Below are 20,303 nucleotides of genomic sequence, written 5' to 3' on the forward strand. Positions count from 1 at the left end.
TCTCTAATGTCGCGGCAGCGCCAGCCTTGGCTGGCTCCTGTCCGACTGCGTTCTTGCGTGGAATAAAAATAATGAACCAGCCTCAGTCTGCTGTAGGAAACTGCCTCGATGTGCAGTCCTTCATCAATGCTCAACCCATTTCGCGCTACCAGTGGCGAGTGGTGATCCTGTGTTTCCTGATTGTCTTCCTCGATGGCCTCGACACTGCGGCCATGGGCTTTATCGCGCCTGCCTTGTCGCAGGATTGGGGCATCGACCGCGCCAGTCTCGGCCCGGTGATGAGTGCGGCGCTGATCGGCATGGTCTTCGGCGCACTGGGTTCCGGTCCCTTGGCTGACCGCTTTGGGCGAAAAGTCGTACTGGTCGGCGCAGTTTTGTTGTTTGGGGCCTTCAGCCTGGCGTCGGCGTACAGCACCAACGTCGATCAATTGCTGGTGCTGCGCTTCCTCACCGGCCTGGGCCTCGGCGCCGGGATGCCGAACGCCACCACGCTGTTGTCGGAATACACCCCGGAGCGAAAAAAATCCCTGCTGGTGACCAGCATGTTCTGCGGTTTCAACCTCGGCATGGCCGGTGGCGGGTTTATCTCGGCCAAGCTGATTCCTGCCTTTGGCTGGCACAGTCTGCTGCTGATCGGCGGGATCCTGCCGCTGATCCTCGCCGTTGTCTTGCTGTTCTGGCTGCCGGAGTCGGCACGTTACCTGGTTGTGCGAAACCGTGGCACCGACAAAGTGCGCAAGACCCTCGCACCGATCGATCCAGTCGTTGTCGCCCAGGCGTCGAGCTTCAGCGTGCCGGAACAGAAAACCGTGAAGGCACGCAACGTGTTCGCCGTGATTTTCTCCGGCACCTATAGCACCGGCACCCTGTTGTTGTGGCTGACCTACTTCATGGGCCTGGTGATCGTTTACCTGCTGACCAGTTGGCTGCCGACCCTGATGCGTGACAGCGGCGCGAGCATGGAGCAGGCGGCGTTCATTGGGGCGTTGTTCCAGTTTGGCGGTGTGCTGAGCGCAGTGGGCGTGGGCTGGGCGATGGACCGGTTCAATCCGCACAAGGTCATCGGCATTTTCTACTTGATGGCCGGGGTGTTTGCCTACGCGGTAGGGCAGAGCCTGGGCAACATCACGATTCTGGCGACCTTGGTGCTGGTGGCCGGGATGTGCGTCAACGGTGCGCAATCGGCGATGCCGTCGCTGGCGGCGCGGTTTTATCCGACTCAAGGGCGTGCGACCGGGGTCTCGTGGATGCTGGGGATTGGTCGGTTCGGCGCGATCCTCGGGGCGTGGATGGGCGCAACGTTGCTGGGGTTGGGCTGGAATTTTGAACAGGTGCTGACGGCGCTGGTGATTCCGGCGGCGCTGGCGACGACGGCGGTGGTGATCAAGGGCATGGTCAGTCATGCGGATGCGACCTGACAGCCTGATCCAGATTCTTTGGCGCGTTTGAGGGCCTCTTCGCGGGCAAGCCCGCTCCCACAAGGATTGCGCATCAACCTGTGGGAGGGCTTGCCCGCGATGCTTTATGGGATCGGTAGCGAGACAACAATCTGTTCGATAAACGAACACTCAGTCGATTATCGGATTGTTTGGCGTTTTGCACAGGCTTAACCTTCAGTCATTCCGGCGCTGAACCTCGCGCCTTTTTTATCCACTGTCGGTTCATAACAAAACGGGAGCCTGCCCCATGGCTGAAATCCTTTCGCTGCACGACGCGGTGAAGCAATTCGTCAACGACGGCGACACCGTCGCGCTCGAAGGCTTCACTCACCTGATCCCTACGGCGGCGGGTCACGAAATCATTCGTCAGGGCAAGAAAGACCTGACGCTGGTGCGGATGACGCCTGACCTGATCTACGACCAGTTGATCGGCGCCGGTTGTGCTCGCAAGCTGATTTTCTCCTGGGGCGGCAACCCGGGTGTCGGTTCGTTGCACCGTCTGCGTGACGCCGTAGAGAAACAGTGGCCGCATGCGCTGGAAATCGAAGAACACAGCCACGCCGACCTGGCCAATGCCTACGTCGCTGGCGCCTCCGGCCTACCGTTCGCGGTGCTGCGTGCCTACGCCGGTTCCGACCTGCCGAAGGTCAACCCGCTGATCAAAACTGTTACCTGCCCGTTTACCGGCGAAGTGTTGGCTGCGGTGCCATCGGTGCGCCCGGACATCACCGTGATTCACGCGCAGAAAGCCGACCGCAAAGGCAACGTGCTGCTGTGGGGCATTCTCGGCGTGCAGAAAGAAGCGGCGTTGGCCGCCAAGCGCTGCATCGTTACCGTCGAAGAAATCGTCGACGACCTCAATGCACCGATGAATTCCTGCGTGTTGCCGACCTGGGCCTTGAGCGCGGTGTGCCACGTCCCTGGCGGCGCGCATCCGTCCTACGCCCACGGTTACAACGAGCGTGACAACCGCTTCTACCAGGCCTGGGACCCGATTGCCCGCGACCGTGACACCTTCACCGCGTGGATCAACGAATACATCCATGGCTGCGCTGACTTCAGCGAGTTCCAGGCCAAGCTGGCCGCTGCTTCGGAGGCCAAGTAATGACTTACACCACCAATGAAATGATGACCGTCGCCGCGGCCCGCCGTCTGAAAAACGGTTCGGTGTGCTTCGTCGGCATCGGCCTGCCGTCGAAAGCTGCCAACCTGGCGCGCCTGACGTCTTCGCCGGATGTGGTCCTGATCTACGAATCGGGTCCGATCGGTGCCAAGCCGAGCGTACTGCCGCTGTCGATCGGCGACGGTGAACTGGCGGAAACCGCCGACACCGTCGTTCCGACCGGTGAGATTTTTCGCTACTGGTTGCAGGGCGGACGCATCGACGTCGGTTTTCTCGGCGCCGCGCAGGTCGACCGTTTCGGCAACATCAACACCACCGTGGTCGGCGATTACCACGCGCCGAAAGTGCGCCTGCCGGGTGCCGGTGGCGCGCCGGAGATTGCCGGTTCGGCCAAAAGCGTTTTGATCATCCTTAAACAGTCCGCGCGTTCCTTTGTCGACAAGCTCGACTTCATTACCTCGGTCGGCCACGGCGAGGGCGGTGATTCGCGCAAGCGTCTCGGCCTGCCGGGCGCAGGTCCTGTCGGCATCATCACCGACCTGTGCATCATGGAGCCGGAAGCGGACACCCATGAATTCGTGGTCACCGCGCTGCACCCCGGCGTGACCCGCGAGCAAGTGATTGCCGCCACCGGTTGGGCGATTCGTTTCGCAGACACGGTTGAAAATACCGCCGAGCCCACCGACGTTGAATTGAAGGCGCTCAGGGATCTGGAAGCCCGCACCGCCGCCGCCCACGGCCAAGCCCCCGGAGAAGCGTGATGCGCGACGTTTATATCTGCGATGCAATTCGCACCCCCATCGGTCGTTTCGGTGGTGGCCTGTCGGCGGTTCGTGCTGACGACCTGGCTGCCGTGCCGATCAAGGCCTTGATCGAGCGCAACCCGTCGGTGGACTGGACAGCCGTGGACGAGGTGTTCCTCGGTTGCGCCAACCAGGCCGGCGAAGACAATCGCAACGTTGCACGCATGGCGCTGCTGCTGGCCGGGCTGCCGGAAAGCATTCCCGGCGTTACGCTCAATCGCCTCTGCGCCTCGGGTATGGATGCCATCGGCACCGCATTCCGCGCCATCGCCAGCGGTGAAATGGAGCTGGCGATTGCCGGCGGCGTCGAGTCGATGTCCCGCGCACCGTTCGTGATGGGCAAGGCCGATGCGGCGTTCTCGCGCAACATGAAGCTGGAAGACACCACCATCGGCTGGCGTTTCATCAACCCGTTGATGAAAGCCCAATACGGTGTCGATGCGATGCCGCAAACCGCTGACAACGTGGCGGACGACTACGAAGTTTCCCGCGAGGATCAGGACGCTTTCGCCCTGCGCAGTCAGCAGCGCACGGCCGCCGCACAAGCTGCAGGATTTTTCGCTGAAGAAATCGTTGAAGTGCGGATTGCCCACAAGAAAGGGGACACCGTCGTCAGTCAGGATGAGCATCCACGTGCCGACACCACCCTTGAAACCCTGGCCAGACTGAAACCGGTCAACGGTCTTGACAAAACCGTCACCGCCGGCAATGCCTCGGGCGTGAACGACGGTGCGGCGGCGCTGATTCTGGCCTCCGCCGAAGCGGTGAAGAAACACGGCCTGACCGCCCGCGCCAAAGTGCTGGGCATGGCGAGCGCCGGCGTCGCACCACGGGTGATGGGCATCGGCCCGGTGCCGGCGGTGCGCAAACTGATCGAGCGCCTCGGTCTGGCGGTCAACGATTTCGACGTGATCGAACTCAATGAAGCCTTCGCCAGCCAAGGTTTAGCGGTGCTGCGCGAGCTGGGGCTGGCGGACGATGCGGCTCAGGTCAATCCGAACGGTGGCGCCATTGCCTTGGGCCATCCGTTGGGCATGAGCGGTGCGCGTCTGGTCCTGACCGCGTTGCATCAGCTTGAAAAAACCGGTGGCAAGAAAGGTCTGGCGACCATGTGCGTCGGTGTCGGCCAGGGCCTGGCCTTGGCCATCGAGCGCGTCTGACGCCCGGCAGACTCATAAGAACAGAGGAAAGCGAAATGACTGACAAGCCTGGTTACCGTCGCCCACAGGAAGGCACCCAGCCGGAGTACCTGCACCCGACTTATCAATCCACCAACCGTCGCGCGCCGTCCAAGCCGTTGGTGTTTTTGCCTCATTCATTGTCGGAAATCACCGGCCCGACCATCGGCGCCGAGCGTGTTAGCGAGAAGGACAACGACCTGACCGCCCAACACCAGGGCGAACCGTTGGGTGAGCGCATCATCATCCACGGCCGCGTGCTGGATGAAGACGGCTTGCCTGTCCCGGGGATTCTGGTGGAGATCTGGCAGGCCAATGCCGCCGGTCGCTACAACCATGCCCGCGACCTGCACGATGCGCCGCTGGACCCGAACTTCACCGGCACCGGCCGCACCGTGACCGACGCCGATGGCTGGTACCAGTTCCAGACCATCAAGCCCGGCGCTTACCCATGGGGCAATCACCACAATGCGTGGCGCCCGGCGCACATCCATTTCTCGCTGTTCGGGCCGAGCATCCTGACGCGCCTGGTCACGCAGATGTATTTCCCTGGCGACCCGTTGCTGGCTTATGACCCGATCTATAACTGCGTGCCGGACACCCGTGCCAAAGAGCGTTTGATCGCGATGTTCGATCTGGAAAAAACCATCCCTTCCTATGCCCTCGGTTATCGCTGGGACATCGTCTTGCGCGGCCGCGAAGCCACGCCGATGGAGAAATAAGATGACGCTGAACGCGACCACGTCCCACACCGTCGGGCCGTATTACCACATCGGCCTGACCTGGCTGAACCGCGAAGACCTGACCGTCGAACAAACCCTCGGCGAGCGCGTGTCAATCACCGGGCAAGTCGTCGATGGCAACGGCGACTTCGTCAACGACGCGATGCTGGAAGTCTGGCAGGCCAACGCTGCCGGCAAGTACGACCACCCCGAAGACGACCAGGCCAAACCCCTGGACCCGAACTTCGAAGGCTTCGGCCGGGTGCCGGTGGATGCCGAAGGGCGTTTTCGTTTCACCACCATTAAGCCAGGCACCGTGGAAGGCCTGAAGGGCTCGACCCAGGCGCCGCACCTGGTGGTGCTGGTGTTTGCTCGCGGGTTGGTGAAGCACTTGCTGACGCGGATTTACTTTGAGGGCGAATCGGCGAACGTCGAGGATCCGCTGCTGGAGTGTGTGCCGGCTGAACGCCGCAGTACCTTGTTGGCGAAGCAGGATGCGTCCGGTGTGTACCAGTGGAATGTGATCCTGCAAGGCACGGATGCCGAGACGGTGTTCTTCGATTACTGAGTAACAACACAAAAACCTGTGGGAGCGGGCTTGCCCGCGATGACTGAGTCACATCCAGCATAAAAGGTGGCTGACCCAACGCTATCGCGGGCAAGCCCGCTCCCACAGGGATTGGTGTTGCGGATCTATCTGTGGAACGAGACTGTTGCAAAGTGTGTCTAGAATGTCATGGTCCCCAAAGAGTGAAAATCAATGACAACCCCCACCGCTATTCCAGCGCATTACACCGGCGAAGAGCGCAGCAAGCGCATCTTCGCGATTGTCGGTGCCTCGTCCGGCAACCTCGTTGAATGGTTCGACTTCTACGTCTACGCCTTTTGCGCGATCTACTTCGCGCCGGCCTTTTTTCCGTCCGATAACCCGACTGTGCAGCTGGTCAACACGGCTGGCGTGTTCGCGGCCGGGTTCCTGATGCGACCGATTGGCGGCTGGATTTTCGGCCGTGTCGCGGACAAGCACGGGCGCAAGAATTCGATGCTGATCTCGATTCTGATGATGTGCTTCGGCTCGTTGCTCATCGCCTGCCTGCCGACCTACAAGGACATCGGCGTCTGGGCGCCGATCATGCTGTTGTTCGCCCGCTTGCTGCAGGGCCTGTCGGTGGGCGGGGAGTACGGCACCACCGCGACCTACATGAGCGAAGTCGCCCTCAAGGGCCAGCGCGGTTTCTTCGCCTCGTTCCAGTACGTGACGCTGATCGGTGGGCAGTTGCTGGCGGTGTCGCTGGTGGTGGTCCTGCAGCAGTTCCTCACCGAAGATGACCTGCGTGCCTACGGCTGGCGGATTCCGTTTGTGGTTGGTGCTGTGGCCGCATTGATCTCGCTGTTCCTGCGTCGCTCGCTCAAGGAAACCACCAGCAAGGAAATGCGCGACAACAAGGATGCCGGCAGCATCCGCGCGTTGTTCCGCGACCACAAAGCCGCGTTTATTACCGTGCTCGGATACACCGCCGGTGGCTCGCTGATTTTCTACACTTTCACCACGTACATGCAGAAGTACCTGGTGAACACCGCCGGCATGCACGCCAAGACCGCGAGCTACATCATGACTGGCGCGCTGTTCCTTTATATGTGCATGCAGCCGCTGTTCGGCATGCTCGCGGACAAGATCGGCCGCCGTAATTCGATGCTGTGGTTCGGCGCCCTCGGGACGCTGTGCACCGTGCCGATCCTGCTGAGCCTGAAAAGTGTCAGCAGTCCGTTCCTCGCCTTTGTGCTGATTACCGTGGCGCTGGCCATTGTCAGTTTCTACACCTCGATCAGTGGCCTTGTAAAAGCCGAAATGTTCCCGCCGGAAGTGCGCGCACTGGGGGTCGGCCTGGCGTACGCGGTAGCCAACGCGATCTTCGGTGGCTCGGCGGAATATGTGGCCCTGAGCCTGAAAGCCGTGGGCATGGAAAACTCCTTCTACTGGTACGTGACGGTGATGATGGCGGTGGCGTTCCTGTTCAGCCTGCGCCTGCCGAAACAGGCCAAGTATTTGCACCACGACCTTTGATCCATCCGCGTGGGCCCGACCGGCCCGCGCTTTCAGGAACTGTTTATGAACCAGCGACCGGGCAATCAACTGTTCGATGCCTATTTCACCGCCCGCGACATGCGAGAAGTGTTCTGCGATCAGGGCCGGGTTCAGGCCATGCTCGATTTCGAATCGGCACTGGCCCGGGCCGAGGCGCGGGTGGGCTTGATTCCGCAATCGGTTGTCGCATCGATTGAAGCGGCTTGTGTCGCAGGGCATTACGACTTTGCTGCGCTCGGCGAGGCGATTGCCACGGCGGGCAATTCGGCGATTCCGCTGGTCAAGGCGTTGGGTAAACAGATCGCGACCACCGATGCTGAAGCCGAGCGCTATGTGCATCTGGGCGCGACCAGTCAGGACGTGATGGACACGGGACTGGTGTTGCAACTGCGCCGCGCGCTGGAACTGATCGAAAGCGATCTGGCGCAACTGGGTGAAACGCTGGCGACCCAGGCGCTGCGCTTCGTTGCCACGCCGCTGGCCGGGCGCACTTGGTTGCAACACGCAACGCCCGTCACCCTCGGCATGAAAATCGCCGGTTGGCTGGGCGCTGTGACCCGCAGTCGGCAACGTCTGCAAGAACTCAAACCACGCCTGCTGGTGCTGCAATTCGGCGGCGCCTCCGGAACCCTCGCGGCCCTCGGCGAGCAGGCGATTCCAATTGCCGAAGCCTTGGCCGGTGAGCTGCAACTGACATTGCCGGATCAACCCTGGCACACCCAGCGTGATCGCCTGGTGGAGTTCGGCGCAGTGCTCGGTTTGATCGCCGGCAGCCTCGGCAAACTCGGCCGCGACATCAGCCTGTTGATGCAGACCGAAGCCGGCGAAGTGTTCGAGCCGTCGGCACCAGGCAAGGGCGGTTCGTCGACGATGCCGCACAAACGCAACCCCGTCGGCGCCGCGGTGCTGATCGGTGCGGCGACCCGGGTTCCCGGTTTGCTCTCGACTCTGTTCAGCGCCATGCCGCAGGAACACGAGCGCAGCCTGGGCCTGTGGCATGCCGAATGGGAAACCCTGCCGGAGATTTGCTGCCTGGTGTCCGGCAGCCTCAAACAAGCGTTGCTGGTGGCGGACGGACTGGAAGTCGACGCCGATCGTATGGCCCGCAACCTCGACCTGACCCAAGGCCTGGTGCTGGCCGAAGCGGTGAGCATCGTCCTCGCGCAACGGTTAGGGCGCGATACCGCGCACCATCTGCTGGAGCAATGCTGCAAACGTGCGGTGGCCGAGCAACGGCACTTGCGAGCGGTACTCGGCGACGAGCCGCAAGTGACTGCCGAGCTGTCTGACATTGAACTCGATCGTCTGCTGGACCCCGCCCATTACCTCGGTCAGGCCCATGCCTGGGTCAAGCGAGCGGTGGCTGAACACTCTGCGTTGACTGCCTGAAGGAGATTGCTGTGGCTTTCGTACAACTCGCCGAGGGCGAACTGCATTACCAACTCGATGGACCAGACGATGCGCCGGTGCTGGTGTTGTCCAATTCGCTGGGCACCGACCTGCACATGTGGGACGCGCAAATCGCCGCATTCTCCGAGCATTTGCGCGTGTTGCGTTTCGACACCCGGGGTCACGGCCAATCGCTGGTCACGCCGGGGCCTTACAGCATCGAGCAACTGGGCCGCGACGTGCTGGCGCTGCTGGATGCGCTGCACATCGAGCGTGCGCATTTTTGCGGTCTGTCCATGGGTGGTTTGATCGGCCAGTGGCTGGGCATCAACGCCGGCGAGCGGCTGAACAAACTGGTGGTGTGCAACACCGCCGCGAAAATCGGCGATCCGTCGGTGTGGAACCCACGGATTGAAACCGTGCTGCGGGACGGTCCGGTCGCGATGGTCGCCTTGCGCGATGCATCGATTGCGCGCTGGTTTACCCCTGACTTTGCCGAGGCCAATCCGGCTGCTGCGAAGCGTATTACCGACATGCTCGCGGCCACTTCGCCGCAAGGCTATGCCGCCAATTGCGCGGCCGTGCGCGATGCCGACTTCCGCGATCAGCTGTCCGCGATCAAGGTGCCGCTGCTGGTCATCGCCGGCACTGAAGACGCGGTGACGCCGCCGTCCGGTGGGCACTTTATCCAGGAGCATGTGCAGGGCGCCGAGTACGCCGAGTTCTACGCCGCGCATTTGTCCAACGTCCAGGCCGGTGCTGCGTTCAGCGACCGGGTCCTGACGTTTTTGTCAGCTGATTAAGGGGATTGTTGTGGACGAGAAACAACGTTACGACGAAGGCCTGGAAGTTCGTCGCGCGGTGCTTGGCGACGCCCATGTCGATCGCAGCCTGAATGCGCTGACCGAGTTCAACTCGGAGTTTCAGGAAATGATCACCCGTCATGCCTGGGGCGACATCTGGACCCGCCCAGGCCTGCCGCGCCATACCCGCAGCCTGATCACCATCGCGATGTTGATCGGCATGAACCGCAACGAAGAACTCAAACTGCACCTGCGCGCCGCCGCCAACAACGGCGTGACCCGCGACGAGATCAAGGAAGTGATCATGCAGAGCGCGATCTACTGCGGTATTCCGGCGGCCAACGCGACGTTTCATTTGGCGGAGTCGGTTTGGGATGAGCTTGGCGTCGAATCCCGGGAGTGATCCTGGCGATTTGCGGTGTCTGAGCTGACGCCTTCGCGGGCAAACCCGCTCCCACAGGGATCTTCAGTGAATACGAAACTTGTGTTCACACCGGACCACTGTGGGAGCGGGCTTGCCCGCGAAGGCGGTGGGTCAGCCTGCATCAATTTCGAAATTTAAACGGTCGCGACAATGAAGATCCGCTTGAACGGAAACAACGTGCGCCCATCGCTCTCATGGGGGTAATGCGCATGCACCCGCATCATGAAGTGATAGATGAACCGCGCCTGTTCCTCGTCCTTCAACCCTTGCATCACCGTCCGCAAGGCCGAGACCTTGATCCAGTCATAAATCGGCGACTTGCCGTCCACGACCTGCAACTGCGAGGTTTCCCAGATATCCAGTGTCCGGGTAATCGTTGAGAGCAACCGGTGGTAATTTTCCAGCGACAGCAACGGCCGCGCCGCCATCCTCTCGCGCAGTTGCGGGGAGCCGAGCGGTTTGCCGTCGGAGCCACCATCGTTGAGGGTGTCGAGCACCAGTTGATACCACACCGCATCCCGCCAGTCGGGCATGTGCGCCGCCAGACAACCACCCGGGTTGAGATAACCGAGCAAGCGCGGCAGAAGCTGTTCGTGATTGTCGATGAAATGCAGCACTGAGGCGGCAAAGAGCAGGTCGGCGGGTTGCTCCGGCTGCCAGTTCTGTAGATCGCACTGCTTCCACAGCGCCTTGATCGGCAAGCATTGCGCCTCCTGAAGCATCTTCTCCGAACTGTCGATGCCCATCAGGTACGCAGGGGGCCAGCGTTTGGCCAAAGCTTGCGTCGCAATGCCGGTCCCGCAGCCGAGGTCGTAGATGCGTTTGGGGTTTTCAAGGTCGACGCGGTCGAGTAGCTCGATCACCGGCCGTTGTCGAAGCCGGGAGAATTGCTGGTAGGCCTTGGCATCCCAGTCGCTTTTGACGGGAGCCGATTTGAGTGGCGTGATCATGAGGTGGTCCTCTGGTGATCAAGTGGTGTCTTCCGATGACAGCCTGGCTCAAGTCTTGCGGACCAACATCAACAGATAACGGAAGTGGGAAGGGTTGAGTTCGCCTGACTCCTGTCAGGTTTTTCTCTGTAATGGATCGTTGGTAAAGCGCCAGGCTAGCTGACAGGCGGCCGGCTAGATGCCGCGCTATCGTTCTTCGCGGGCAAGCCTTGCTCCTGCAGAAATCGAGTTGGCCGCCAATGTTGCAGCCAACCCGTGACCTGTAGGAGCAAGGCTTGCCCGCGAAGGTGCCCTTGAGACTTACAACAAACTGATCGGATAGCTGACGATCAACCGGTTCTCATCGAACTCGTTATTGCTGAAGTCCCGGCGCATCGTCGAGTTGCGCCATTTGACGTTCAGGTCCTTGAGCACGCCGCTTTGCACGGTGTAGCCCAGTTCGCTTTCGCGGCCCCATTCCTTGCCGTCGGTGATGGTGCCGGTGTGCACGTTGTCGCCGCTGATGTAGCGGTTCATCAGGGTCAGGCCGGGGATGCCGAGGGCGACGAAGTTGTAGTCGTGGCGCACCTGCCAGGATTTTTCCCGGGCGTTGTCATAACTGGCGTTGTAGCTGTCGTTGGCCAGGGTGCCGCCGCTGGTGCCGTTGACCCGCATCCAGGCGCTGTCGCCGGTGAGTTTTTGCAGGCCGACGTAAAAGGTGTGACCGCCGTATTTGGCCGAGAACAGGCCTGACCAGGTCTTGTTGTCCAGGTCGCCGGCCCGGGCGCTGCCGTCTTCCTGGCCATAAAAGAAACCCAGGTTGGCGCCCAGCGTCCAGTCGCCGATGGGCTGACTGTGAATCAGGTTTACGTATTGCTGGCTGTAAATGTCTTTGAGTTCGGCATTCCACAGGCCGATCTGGGTGCGCTTGTCGTTGAAGGCGTATTCACCGCCCTGGAAGTTGAAGCGGTCAGAGGTGAAGGTCGGTTTTCCGGTCATCGACATATCGTTCATGCTGCTGTCGTCGCGCGGGCTGTTGGCGCGGAACTGGCCGCCATAGAGCGTCAGGCCGGCGATTTCTTTCGAGGTGATCTGCCCGCCACGGAAGGTTTGCGGCAGGGAGCGACCGTCGTCCGAGCGCAGGATCGGCAGCACCGGCATCCATTCGCCCACCTTGATTTCGGTCTGCGACAGCCTGGCCTTGAATGCCACGTTGGTGCGCCCGAAGTTGTCCGCCGGGCGGCCGTCGTGATCCAGCGGCAGCAACTGCGTCCCGCCCGTGCCTTTTCCGCCGTCGAGCTTCACCGAGTACAACCCCAGCACGTCCATGCCGAAGCCGACGGTGCCCTGGGTGAAGCCGGATTTGGCGTCGAGAATGAAGCTTTGCGTCCATTCTTCAGCCTTGCCCTGAGCCTTGGTCGGGTTGGTGAAATTGCGGTTGATGTAGAAGTTGCGCAGGTTCAGGTTGACCTTGGCGCCTTCGACAAAACCCGATTCCTCAGCCATGGCGGGCAGGGCCGCGCTGGCCAGGGCGATGGCAATCAGGCTGGGGAAATAATACTGCGCGGTGGAAGGCGTCATGGGCTCGGGTCTCTCTAATTGTTAGGGATGAAACGGGGCACTGCCGCAACGTCGGGTTGCAGACTAGGTTTTGAATTGGTGAAGAACGGGAGCGGAATCAGCCGGACAGGGCAGGGCGCGGGGGCATGGTGTCGAACCTGATGTTATTGGTCTTGTGCGACGAATGGTGCGGGGAATGGACTGGATGGTTCAATCGGGAAAAGCGGGTTTTGGGCGGTTATCGAACGCATGTTGGTTTGAGGTTCTGCGTCGTATGTGCCTGCCTCATCGCGAGCAGGCTCGCTCCCACAATGGTCATTCTGTGTGCATGCGATTGTTGGCAAATACAGATCCCCTGTAGGAGCGAGTCTGCTCGCGAAGGGGCCAGCCCTGACAACACACCTTTTCCAGCCGCCAACAAAAAGCCCACCAAAAGGTGGGCTTGATGTTTTCACAGCGCTATCAGAACAACTTCATCTTCGGCGCTTCTTCTTTCTGTGGTTCGACTTTCGCCGTCTGCTCGTTCCAGCCACCACCCAATGCCTTGTACAGATTGACCGCACTGACCAGCTGCGCCAGACGATCAGTGATCAGCACCTGTTGGGCACTGAACAGCTGACGCTGGGCGTCGAGGAAGGTCAGGTTGCTGTCGACACCGATACGGTAGCGACGCTCGGCCAGACGGTAGTAGTCCTGGTTGGCGGTGACGAAATCACGCTGGGCCTGCAACTGATCGGTGTAGGTCTGGCGGGCGGCCAGGCCGTCGGCGACTTCCTGGAAGGCCGTTTGAATGGACTTCTCGTAGTTCGCCACGCCGATGTCTTTCTGGATTTTCGAGTAATCCAGGCTGGCGCGCAGGCTGCCGGCGTTGAAGATCGGCAGGTTTATCTGCGGCGAGAACAACCAGGTGCCCGAACCGCCCTTGAACAGACCGGACAAGTCCGGGCTCAAGGTCCCGGCGTTGGCCGTCAGGCTGATGCTCGGGAAGAACGCCGCCCGTGCCGCGCCGATGTTGGCGTTGGCCGCTTTCAGGTTGTATTCGGCCTGGAGGATATCCGGACGACGTTGCAGCAAGTCCGATGGCAGACCGGGCGGCACGTCGCTTAGCAGGTCGTCAGCCAGTGGCTTGGCGGCTTGCAGATTGGCCGGGATGCCGGTGCCGAGCAGCAGCACCAGGCTGTTTTCGTCCTGCGCGACCTGACGGGTGTACTTGGCCAATTGCGCCCGGGCGTTTTCCACCGAGGTACGCGACTGGGCCAGGTCCAGGGCCGAGGCGACCCCGACTTCGTTGCTGCGCGAGGTGAGCTTGTAGCTCTCCTCGAATGCACCAAGGGTGTCCTGAGTCAGTTTCAGCAGTTCCTTGTCCGCCTGCCAGGTCAGGTAGGCGTTGGCCACGCTGGCCACCAGGCTGATCTGCGTGCTGCGACGACCTTCTTCGGTAGCGAAGTACTGCTGCAGGGCTTCTTCGCTCAGGCTGCGAACCCGACCGAACAGGTCGAGTTCATAAGCGCTGATGCCGACGGTAGCCGAATACGAACTGCTGATACCCGCTTCGCCGGTCTGCGAAGCACGTGCCGGTAGGCGCTGACGGCTGCCGGTGCCATTGGCCGAAACCGCCGGGAACAGATCGGCACGCTGGATGCGGTATTGAGCCGCGAACGCGTCGATGTTCAGGGCCGCAACACGCAGGTCACGGTTGTTTTCCAGGGCGACCTGGATCAGCTGTTGCAGTGCCGGGTCATGGAAAAACTGCTTCCAGCCCTGTTCGGCGGCGGCCTGTGCAGGCGCCTGGGCCGACGAGTACGCCGGGCCCTGCGGGTATTGCGCTGCCACCGGTGCATCAGGCTGCTGATAATCGGGGATCAGCGAGCAGCCGCTCAGCACGAAGGCGGCAACTGCGATGGAGAGTAGCGACTTGCTCATTGGCCAGCCTCTTTAGAAGGTTCAATTGCATCGTCCTGATCGGCTTTTTTGCGCTGGCCAATCGACGACACGGTGACGAAGAACAGTGGGACCCAGAAGATCGCCAGGACCGTGGCGGTGATCATACCGCCAATAACGCCCGTACCGATCGCATGCTGGCTACCTGAACCTGCGCCGGTGGAAATCGCCAGCGGTACTACGCCGAGGACGAAGGCGAGCGAGGTCATGATGATCGGTCGCAAACGCATCCGGCACGCTTCGATCGCCGCTTCGCGCAGGCTACGCCCTTGCTCATGCAGTTCCTTGGCGAACTCGACGATCAGAATGGCGTTTTTCGCCGCCAGACCGATGGTTGTCAACAGGCCCACCTGGAAGTAAACGTCGTTGGAGAGCCCCCGCAGACTGGTGGCCAACAGTGCCCCGATGATCCCCAAAGGCACCACCAGCATCACCGCGATCGGAATCGACCAGCTTTCGTACAGCGCCGCCAGGCAGAGGAACACCATCAGCAGCGACAACGCGTACAGCGCGGGCGCTTGTGAGCCGGACAGTCGCTCTTCGTACGACAGACCGGTCCAGGAAATACCGACACCGGCCGGCAGTTTCTTCGCCAGGGCTTCGACCTCCGCCATGGCTTCACCGGTGGAGTAGCCCGGAGCCGGAGCGCCGAGGATTTCCATGGCTTCTACGCCGTTGTAACGTGAAAGCTTCGGCGCGCCGTAGATCCACTCGCCCTTGGCGAAGGCCGAGAAGGGCACCATGGTGCCTGCGGCGTTACGCACATACCATTTCTTGATGTCTTCCGGGCTCATGCGCGAATTGGGCTGACCTTGCACGTAGACTTTCTTCACCCGACCACGGTCGATGAAGTCGTTGACGTAGCTACTGCCCAAGGCAATCGACAGGGTGCTGTTGATGTCGGTGAGGGTCAGGCCCAGGGCGCTGGCCTTCTCGTCATCGATTTCCAACTGGTATTGCGGCTCGTCGTTCAAGCCGTTCGGACGCACCTGATAGAGCACCTTGCTCTGCGCCGCCATGCCGAGGAACTGGTTGCGAGCTTCCATCAACTTTTCGTGACCGATACCGGCACGGTCTTGCAGGAACACGTCGAAACCGGTGGCGTTACCCAACTCCAGTACCGCCGGTGGCGCGAAGGCGAACACCATCGCATCGCGGAAGGTGAAGAAGTGCTGCTGGGCGCGGGCGGCGAGTTTGAACACGCTGTTGTCCGCATCCCGCTGATCCCACGGCTTGAGCATGATGAACGCCAGGCCCGAGCTTTGGCCACGACCGGCGAAGTTGAAGCCGTTGACCGTAAAGACCGAGGCTACAGCGCTCGATTCCTTATCCAGCAGGTAGGAGCGCATCTCATCGATCACCACCTGCGTGCGCTCGGCGCTGGAGCCGGCCGGGGTTTGCACCTGGGCAAACAGCACGCCCTGGTCTTCTTCCGGCAGGAACGCCGTTGGAATGCGGGTGAACAGCCAGATCATGCCGACGACAATGATCAGGTAGGCCAGCAGGTACGGCGCTTTGTGCGTGAGCATGTTGCCGACGCCACGCTCGTAGCTTTTGACACCACGGTCAAAGCTGCGGTTGAACCAGCCGAAGAAGCCGCGTTTCGGTGTGCCGTGCTCGCCTTTCGGAATCGCCTTGAGCATGGTGGCGCAAAGGGCCGGGGTGAAGATCAGTGCGACCAACACGGACAGCGCCATGGCCGAGACGATGGTGATCGAGAACTGCTTGTAGATCACGCCCGTGGAGCCGCTGAAGAACGCCATCGGCAACAGTACCGCCGACAGCACCAGGGCGATACCGACCAACGCACCCTGGATCTGCCCCATGGATTTCTTGGTGGCCTCCTTGGGTGACAAGCCTTCTTCGCTCATGACCCGTTCGACGTTTTCCACCACGACGATGGCATCGTCCACCAGCAAGCCGATGGCCAGCACCATACCGAACATGGTCAGGGTGTTGATGCTGAAACCGAACGCCGCGAGGATCCCGAACGTACCCAGCAGTACCACCGGCACAGTCATCGTGGTGATGACGGTGGCGCGGAAGTTTTGCAGGAACAGGAACATCACCAGGAACACCAGCACGATCGCTTCGACCAGGGTTTCAACCACACCCTTGATCGACTCGGTGACCACCGGGGTGGTGTCGTACGGGAAGACCACTTCCATGCCTTGCGGGAAGAACGGCTTGAGCGTGTTGATGGTGTTGCGCAGCGCTTTCGCGGTGTCGAGGGCGTTGGCCCCGTTGGCCAGTTTCACCGCCAGACCGGAGGCCGGAGCACCGTTGAACTGCGCGTTGATGCTGTAGTTCTCACCACCCAGACCTACGTCGGCGACATCGGACAGACGCACTTGCGAACCGTCCTTGTTGACCTTGAGCAGGATCTTGTTGAACTGCTCGGCGGTCTGCAGACGGGTCTTGCCGATGATGGTGGCGTTCAACTGCTGGCCAGGCGCAGCCGGCAGGCCGCCCAGTTGACCGGAGGACACCTGGATGTTCTGCGCGGCGATAGCCGCTTTCACGTCCACGGGCGTCAGGTTGAAGTTGTTCAGCTTGGCCGGGTCGAGCCAGACACGCATCGCGTACTGGGAACCGAAGACCTGGAAGTCACCGACACCGGCGGTCCGCGAGATCGGGTCCTGCATGTTCGACACGATGTAGTTGGACAGGTCGTCCTTGGTCATGCTGCCGTCACGCGACACCACGCCGATCACCAACAGGAAGTTCTTCACGGCCTTGGTCACGCGGATACCCTGTTGCTGCACTTCTTGCGGCAGCAGCGGGGTGGCCAGGTTCAGTTTGTTCTGGACCTGAACCTGCGCGGTATCGGAGTTGGTGCCCTGCTCGAAAGTCGCGGTAATGGTCATGCTGCCGTCGGAGTTACTTTCCGAGGAGACATAACGCAGGTTATCGATACCGTTGAGCTGTTGTTCGATGACCTGAACCACGGTGTCCTGCACGGTTTGTGCGGACGCGCCTGGGTAGGTCACCTGGATCGCAATGGCCGGAGGCGCAATGCTCGGGTATTGGTTGATCGGGAGTTTGAGAATCGAGAGTGCCCCGACCAGCATGATCACCAGGGCAATTACCCAGGCGAAAATCGGACGGTCGATAAAAAATTTCGACATGGTTTACTCCCCTTTGCCGCTGGAAGCCTTGTCAGCTGCCTGTGCGGGGGCCGGGTTCTTTGCGCCAACGTTAGTCGCTTCACTGGCTTTGACTTCGATGCCAGGTTTGACGAATTGCAGTCCTTCGGTGATCAGGCGATCGCCGGCTTTCAGACCGTCTTCGATCAGCCATTGGCTGCCGACGGTGCGGCTGGCCTTGAGCTGACGCAGTTCGACCTTGTTGTCAGCGCCCACGACCAGTGCGGTCGGTGTGCCTTTGAGGTCGCGGGTCACGCCTTGTTGCGGCGCCAGAATCGCGGCGGCGTTCACGCCGGATTTGAGCTGGGCGTGCACGAACATGCCCGGAAGCAGCGTGTGATCCGGGTTCGGGAACACTGCACGCAAGGTCACGGAGCCGGTGGTTTGATCAACCGAGACTTCGGAGAATTCGAGCTTGCCTTCCTGCTTGTACTCGCTGCCGTCTTCGAGGGTCAGCTTGACTGCCGCGGCCGTGTCGCCAGCCTTTTGCAGGCGACCGCTTTCCAGTTCGCGACGCAGCTCAAGCAGCTCGACGGACGACTGGGTGACGTCGACGTAAATCGGGTCGAGTTGCTGGATCACCGCCATGGCGTCGGCCTGGCCGTTGCTGACCAGCGCGCCCTCGGTCACGTTCGAGCGGCCGATGCGACCGGAGATCGGTGCGTAGACCTTGGTGTAACGCACGTTGATCTGAGCGGATTGCAGGGAGGCTTCCGATTGCAAACGATTGGCCAGCGCCGTGTCGTATTCCTGACGGCTGACGGCCTGCTCGTTGACCAGCTGCTTATAGCGGTCGGAGATCGACTTGGTCTGTTGAAGGTTGGCTTCGGCGCTTTTCAGCGTTGCTTCATAAACGGCCGGATCGATCTGATACAGCTGCTGACCGGCCTTGACGTCGCCGCCTTCCTTGAACAGACGCTTGAGAATGATGCCGTTGACCTGTGGGCGAACTTCGGCAATGCGGAACGCACTGGTGCGCCCCGGAAGCTCGGACGTCAGGGTAAAGGCTTGAGGTTGCAGGGTAACCACGCCGACCTGAGGAGGCGGTGCGGCGGGTGCCGCTTCTTCCTTTTTGCATCCGCTGAGCAGTGATGCGAGGGCGACGGCGGCGACCAGAGCGGTAACAGCTGGCTTGAATTGCATGAAAATCCTCGGGTCAGGCGCGCAAGAAACGCACAAGAAATGTGGAAGGGTAAAAAATGAGTGCCGGGTGGATAAGTAGCTTGCTAAGGAATATACTTACGTTCATGGTTGTTTGTAAACACCTTGACTGCGTATCCACCCTGTTACCAACGCCCGTCAAAGGTTCGAATTGTAAGCCGGGGGACGAGACCCGAGAGCGCTCGCCCCACTTTTGTTCAGCGGCTGTTCAGACATCGCTGAAGCACCCTGATTGAGGTTTTACTGCCATGGTCCGTCGTACCAAAGAGGAAGCTCAAGAAACCCGCAGCCAGATTCTGGAAGCAGCAGAGAAAGCCTTTTATGAAAGGGGCGTGGCGCGTACGACGCTGGCGGACATCGCGACCCTGGCCGGCGTGACTCGCGGAGCCATCTACTGGCATTTCAGCAACAAGGCGGACCTGGTGCAGGCGATGCTGGATAGCTTGAAAGAGCCGCTGGATGAAATGGCCAGGGCCAGTGAAAGCGAAGATGAACTCGATCCGCTGGGCTGCATGCGCAAACTGCTGATTCATTTGTTTCATCAAGTTGCCCTGGACCCGAAAACCCGACGCATCAATGAGATTTTGTTTCATAAGTGCGAATTCACCGATGAAATGTGCGACCTGCGTCAGCAGCGCCGTGAGGTCAGCCTCGATTGCAATGTGCGAATCGCCCTGGCCCTGAGTAATGCGGTGAATCGGGGGCAAATGCCCGAAGACCTCGACACGGCCCGTGCGGCCATCAGCCTGCACGCCTACATCGATGGCATGCTTTACCAATGGCTATTGGCCCCCGAGAGTTTTCAACTGCACACCGAGGCCGAGCGTTGGGTCAATGCAGGGTTGGACATGCTGCGTTTGAGCCCCAGCCTGCGCAAATGAAACAAAATGCTTAATTGGATCCGGTTGTGTCAACCATTAAGGCGAGCTTTGATCCTTCAATGCTCGCCTTAATGCACAGGGGTGCTTTTATATACGTACGCTCGCCAGGTTGAAAGGTAGCGAGCTACGTATTTTGTAGGGATTTTGTGTCGAGTGTGTGAACGGCTGTAAACATCACGGCACCCCAAGCCGCCCATCAGGTCATTTGTTGAACGTTAAAACAACGGTGTAGCTGAACGGGGGCTGGACAGACGTTCGGAAATATAGCTATTGCAGCTATATCCCGAGGTGCCCCGTCCCGAGCTTGTTTGTTCCCACGCCGGTTTGTAGCTGGGCTCCAGTGCCCCAAAGCCAACCGGAGCATTCATTAACGTTTTTAAACGGCATCGAAATCCATTAACTTCATAATCGATGAAATTACTGATGGGCGCGACTTTTTTTCGAGTGGGTTGCCAGCCGGACTGATCATAAGTAAAAGCACGCTGGTATGGGATGTCCAGCGATTCCTCGGTGCCCGGGCCGATGTTAAAGCTGGTCAGGGGGGCGCTAAGTTCTGCCTCGAGCCCGCCGTGCTGTTTTAACTTTAATGTGCCGAACGTATTGTTGATGATTTTTATCGTTACAACGGTATCTGCCAAGCTATAGGAAAAAGGAGCGCAAGTTGCTAATAGTGCAAATATCAGTTTTTTTACCATGTTCATGATTTTTTTTGGCCAGG

17 protein-coding genes are annotated in these 20,303 nt (G+C 60.4%); 11 read left to right on the forward strand and 6 right to left on the reverse strand.

What is annotated here, in order from left to right:
* Positions 1-71: 71 nt before the first annotated feature.
* The 10 genes from DJ564_RS07525 to pcaC all read left to right on the forward strand — a co-directional run bounded on the left by DJ564_RS07525 (position 72) and on the right by pcaC (position 9,946).
* On the forward strand, positions 72-1,418 hold the full coding sequence (locus tag DJ564_RS07525; RefSeq protein ID WP_109628316.1) for an MFS transporter: 1,347 nt from the start codon (positions 72-74) through the stop codon (positions 1,416-1,418).
* 268 nt (positions 1,419-1,686) lie between these two features.
* A complete protein-coding gene (locus tag DJ564_RS07530) occupies positions 1,687-2,544 on the forward strand; it encodes a CoA transferase subunit A (protein ID WP_059407998.1) in 858 nt (285 codons plus the stop codon).
* Positions 2,544-3,323 (forward strand): CoA-transferase subunit beta, encoded by a 780-nt coding sequence (locus DJ564_RS07535; RefSeq protein ID WP_109628317.1) that lies wholly within the window; start codon positions 2,544-2,546, stop codon positions 3,321-3,323. Before DJ564_RS07530 ends, DJ564_RS07535 begins: the two co-directional genes overlap by 1 nt.
* On the forward strand, positions 3,320-4,525 hold the full coding sequence (pcaF, locus tag DJ564_RS07540) for a 3-oxoadipyl-CoA thiolase (RefSeq protein ID WP_178082286.1): 1,206 nt from the start codon (positions 3,320-3,322) through the stop codon (positions 4,523-4,525). The genes DJ564_RS07535 and pcaF overlap by 4 nt, the downstream gene beginning before the upstream one ends.
* 35 nt (positions 4,526-4,560) lie before the next feature.
* Positions 4,561-5,265 (forward strand): protocatechuate 3,4-dioxygenase subunit beta, encoded by a 705-nt coding sequence (gene pcaH / locus DJ564_RS07545; RefSeq protein WP_109628319.1) that lies wholly within the window; start codon positions 4,561-4,563, stop codon positions 5,263-5,265.
* A gap of 1 nt (position 5,266) precedes the next feature.
* Positions 5,267-5,833, forward strand: coding sequence for a protocatechuate 3,4-dioxygenase subunit alpha (gene pcaG, locus DJ564_RS07550; protein WP_109628320.1), 567 nt, complete (start codon positions 5,267-5,269; stop codon positions 5,831-5,833).
* A gap of 192 nt (positions 5,834-6,025) precedes the next feature.
* Positions 6,026-7,330: an MFS family transporter gene (locus DJ564_RS07555; protein ID WP_109628321.1), complete on the forward strand. Its 1,305-nt coding sequence runs from the start codon at positions 6,026-6,028 to the stop codon at positions 7,328-7,330.
* Between the two features lie 45 nt (positions 7,331-7,375).
* Positions 7,376-8,740, forward strand: coding sequence for a 3-carboxy-cis,cis-muconate cycloisomerase (locus DJ564_RS07560; RefSeq protein ID WP_109628322.1), 1,365 nt, complete (start codon positions 7,376-7,378; stop codon positions 8,738-8,740).
* Between the two features lie 11 nt (positions 8,741-8,751).
* Positions 8,752-9,543 (forward strand): 3-oxoadipate enol-lactonase, encoded by a 792-nt coding sequence (gene pcaD, locus DJ564_RS07565; RefSeq protein ID WP_109628323.1) that lies wholly within the window; start codon positions 8,752-8,754, stop codon positions 9,541-9,543.
* 10 nt (positions 9,544-9,553) lie between these two features.
* Positions 9,554-9,946: a 4-carboxymuconolactone decarboxylase gene (pcaC, locus tag DJ564_RS07570; RefSeq protein ID WP_109628324.1), complete on the forward strand. Its 393-nt coding sequence runs from the start codon at positions 9,554-9,556 to the stop codon at positions 9,944-9,946.
* A gap of 155 nt (positions 9,947-10,101) precedes the next feature.
* Here the strand turns inward: pcaC and DJ564_RS07575 are convergent, their stop codons facing one another.
* The 5 genes from DJ564_RS07575 to emhA form a co-directional block, all read right to left on the reverse strand.
* Entirely contained in the window at positions 10,102-10,917 is an 816-nt protein-coding gene (locus tag DJ564_RS07575; protein WP_109628325.1) for a methyltransferase domain-containing protein, read from the reverse strand.
* A 300-nt stretch (positions 10,918-11,217) separates the two neighbouring features.
* Positions 11,218-12,477 carry an OprD family porin gene (locus DJ564_RS07580; protein ID WP_109628326.1) on the reverse strand — a complete coding sequence of 420 codons (1,260 nt, stop codon included), beginning with the start codon at positions 12,475-12,477 and terminating at the stop codon, positions 11,218-11,220.
* 441 nt (positions 12,478-12,918) lie between these two features.
* A complete protein-coding gene (gene emhC, locus DJ564_RS07585; RefSeq protein WP_109628327.1) occupies positions 12,919-14,379 on the reverse strand; it encodes an efflux RND transporter outer membrane subunit EmhC in 1,461 nt (486 codons plus the stop codon).
* Positions 14,376-17,525, reverse strand: coding sequence for an efflux RND transporter permease subunit EmhB (gene emhB / locus DJ564_RS07590; RefSeq protein ID WP_109628328.1), 3,150 nt, complete (start codon positions 17,523-17,525; stop codon positions 14,376-14,378). The genes emhC and emhB overlap by 4 nt, the downstream gene beginning before the upstream one ends.
* 3 nt (positions 17,526-17,528) lie before the next feature.
* On the reverse strand, positions 17,529-18,686 hold the full coding sequence (gene emhA / locus DJ564_RS07595; RefSeq protein ID WP_109628329.1) for an efflux RND transporter periplasmic adaptor subunit EmhA: 1,158 nt from the start codon (positions 18,684-18,686) through the stop codon (positions 17,529-17,531).
* 266 nt (positions 18,687-18,952) lie between these two features.
* Here emhA and emhR point away from each other — a divergent pair, with 266 nt between their 5' ends.
* A complete protein-coding gene (gene emhR, locus DJ564_RS07600) occupies positions 18,953-19,585 on the forward strand; it encodes an efflux system transcriptional repressor EmhR (RefSeq protein WP_109628330.1) in 633 nt (210 codons plus the stop codon).
* Between the two features lie 215 nt (positions 19,586-19,800).
* On the opposite strand, the gene DJ564_RS31935 is transcribed toward emhR, so the two are convergent.
* Positions 19,801-20,286: a hypothetical protein gene (locus DJ564_RS31935; RefSeq protein WP_162556183.1), complete on the reverse strand. Its 486-nt coding sequence runs from the start codon at positions 20,284-20,286 to the stop codon at positions 19,801-19,803.
* Positions 20,287-20,303 lie beyond the last annotated feature (17 nt).

The organism is Pseudomonas sp. 31-12 (assembly GCF_003151075.1).
Classification (GTDB): domain Bacteria; phylum Pseudomonadota; class Gammaproteobacteria; order Pseudomonadales; family Pseudomonadaceae; genus Aquipseudomonas.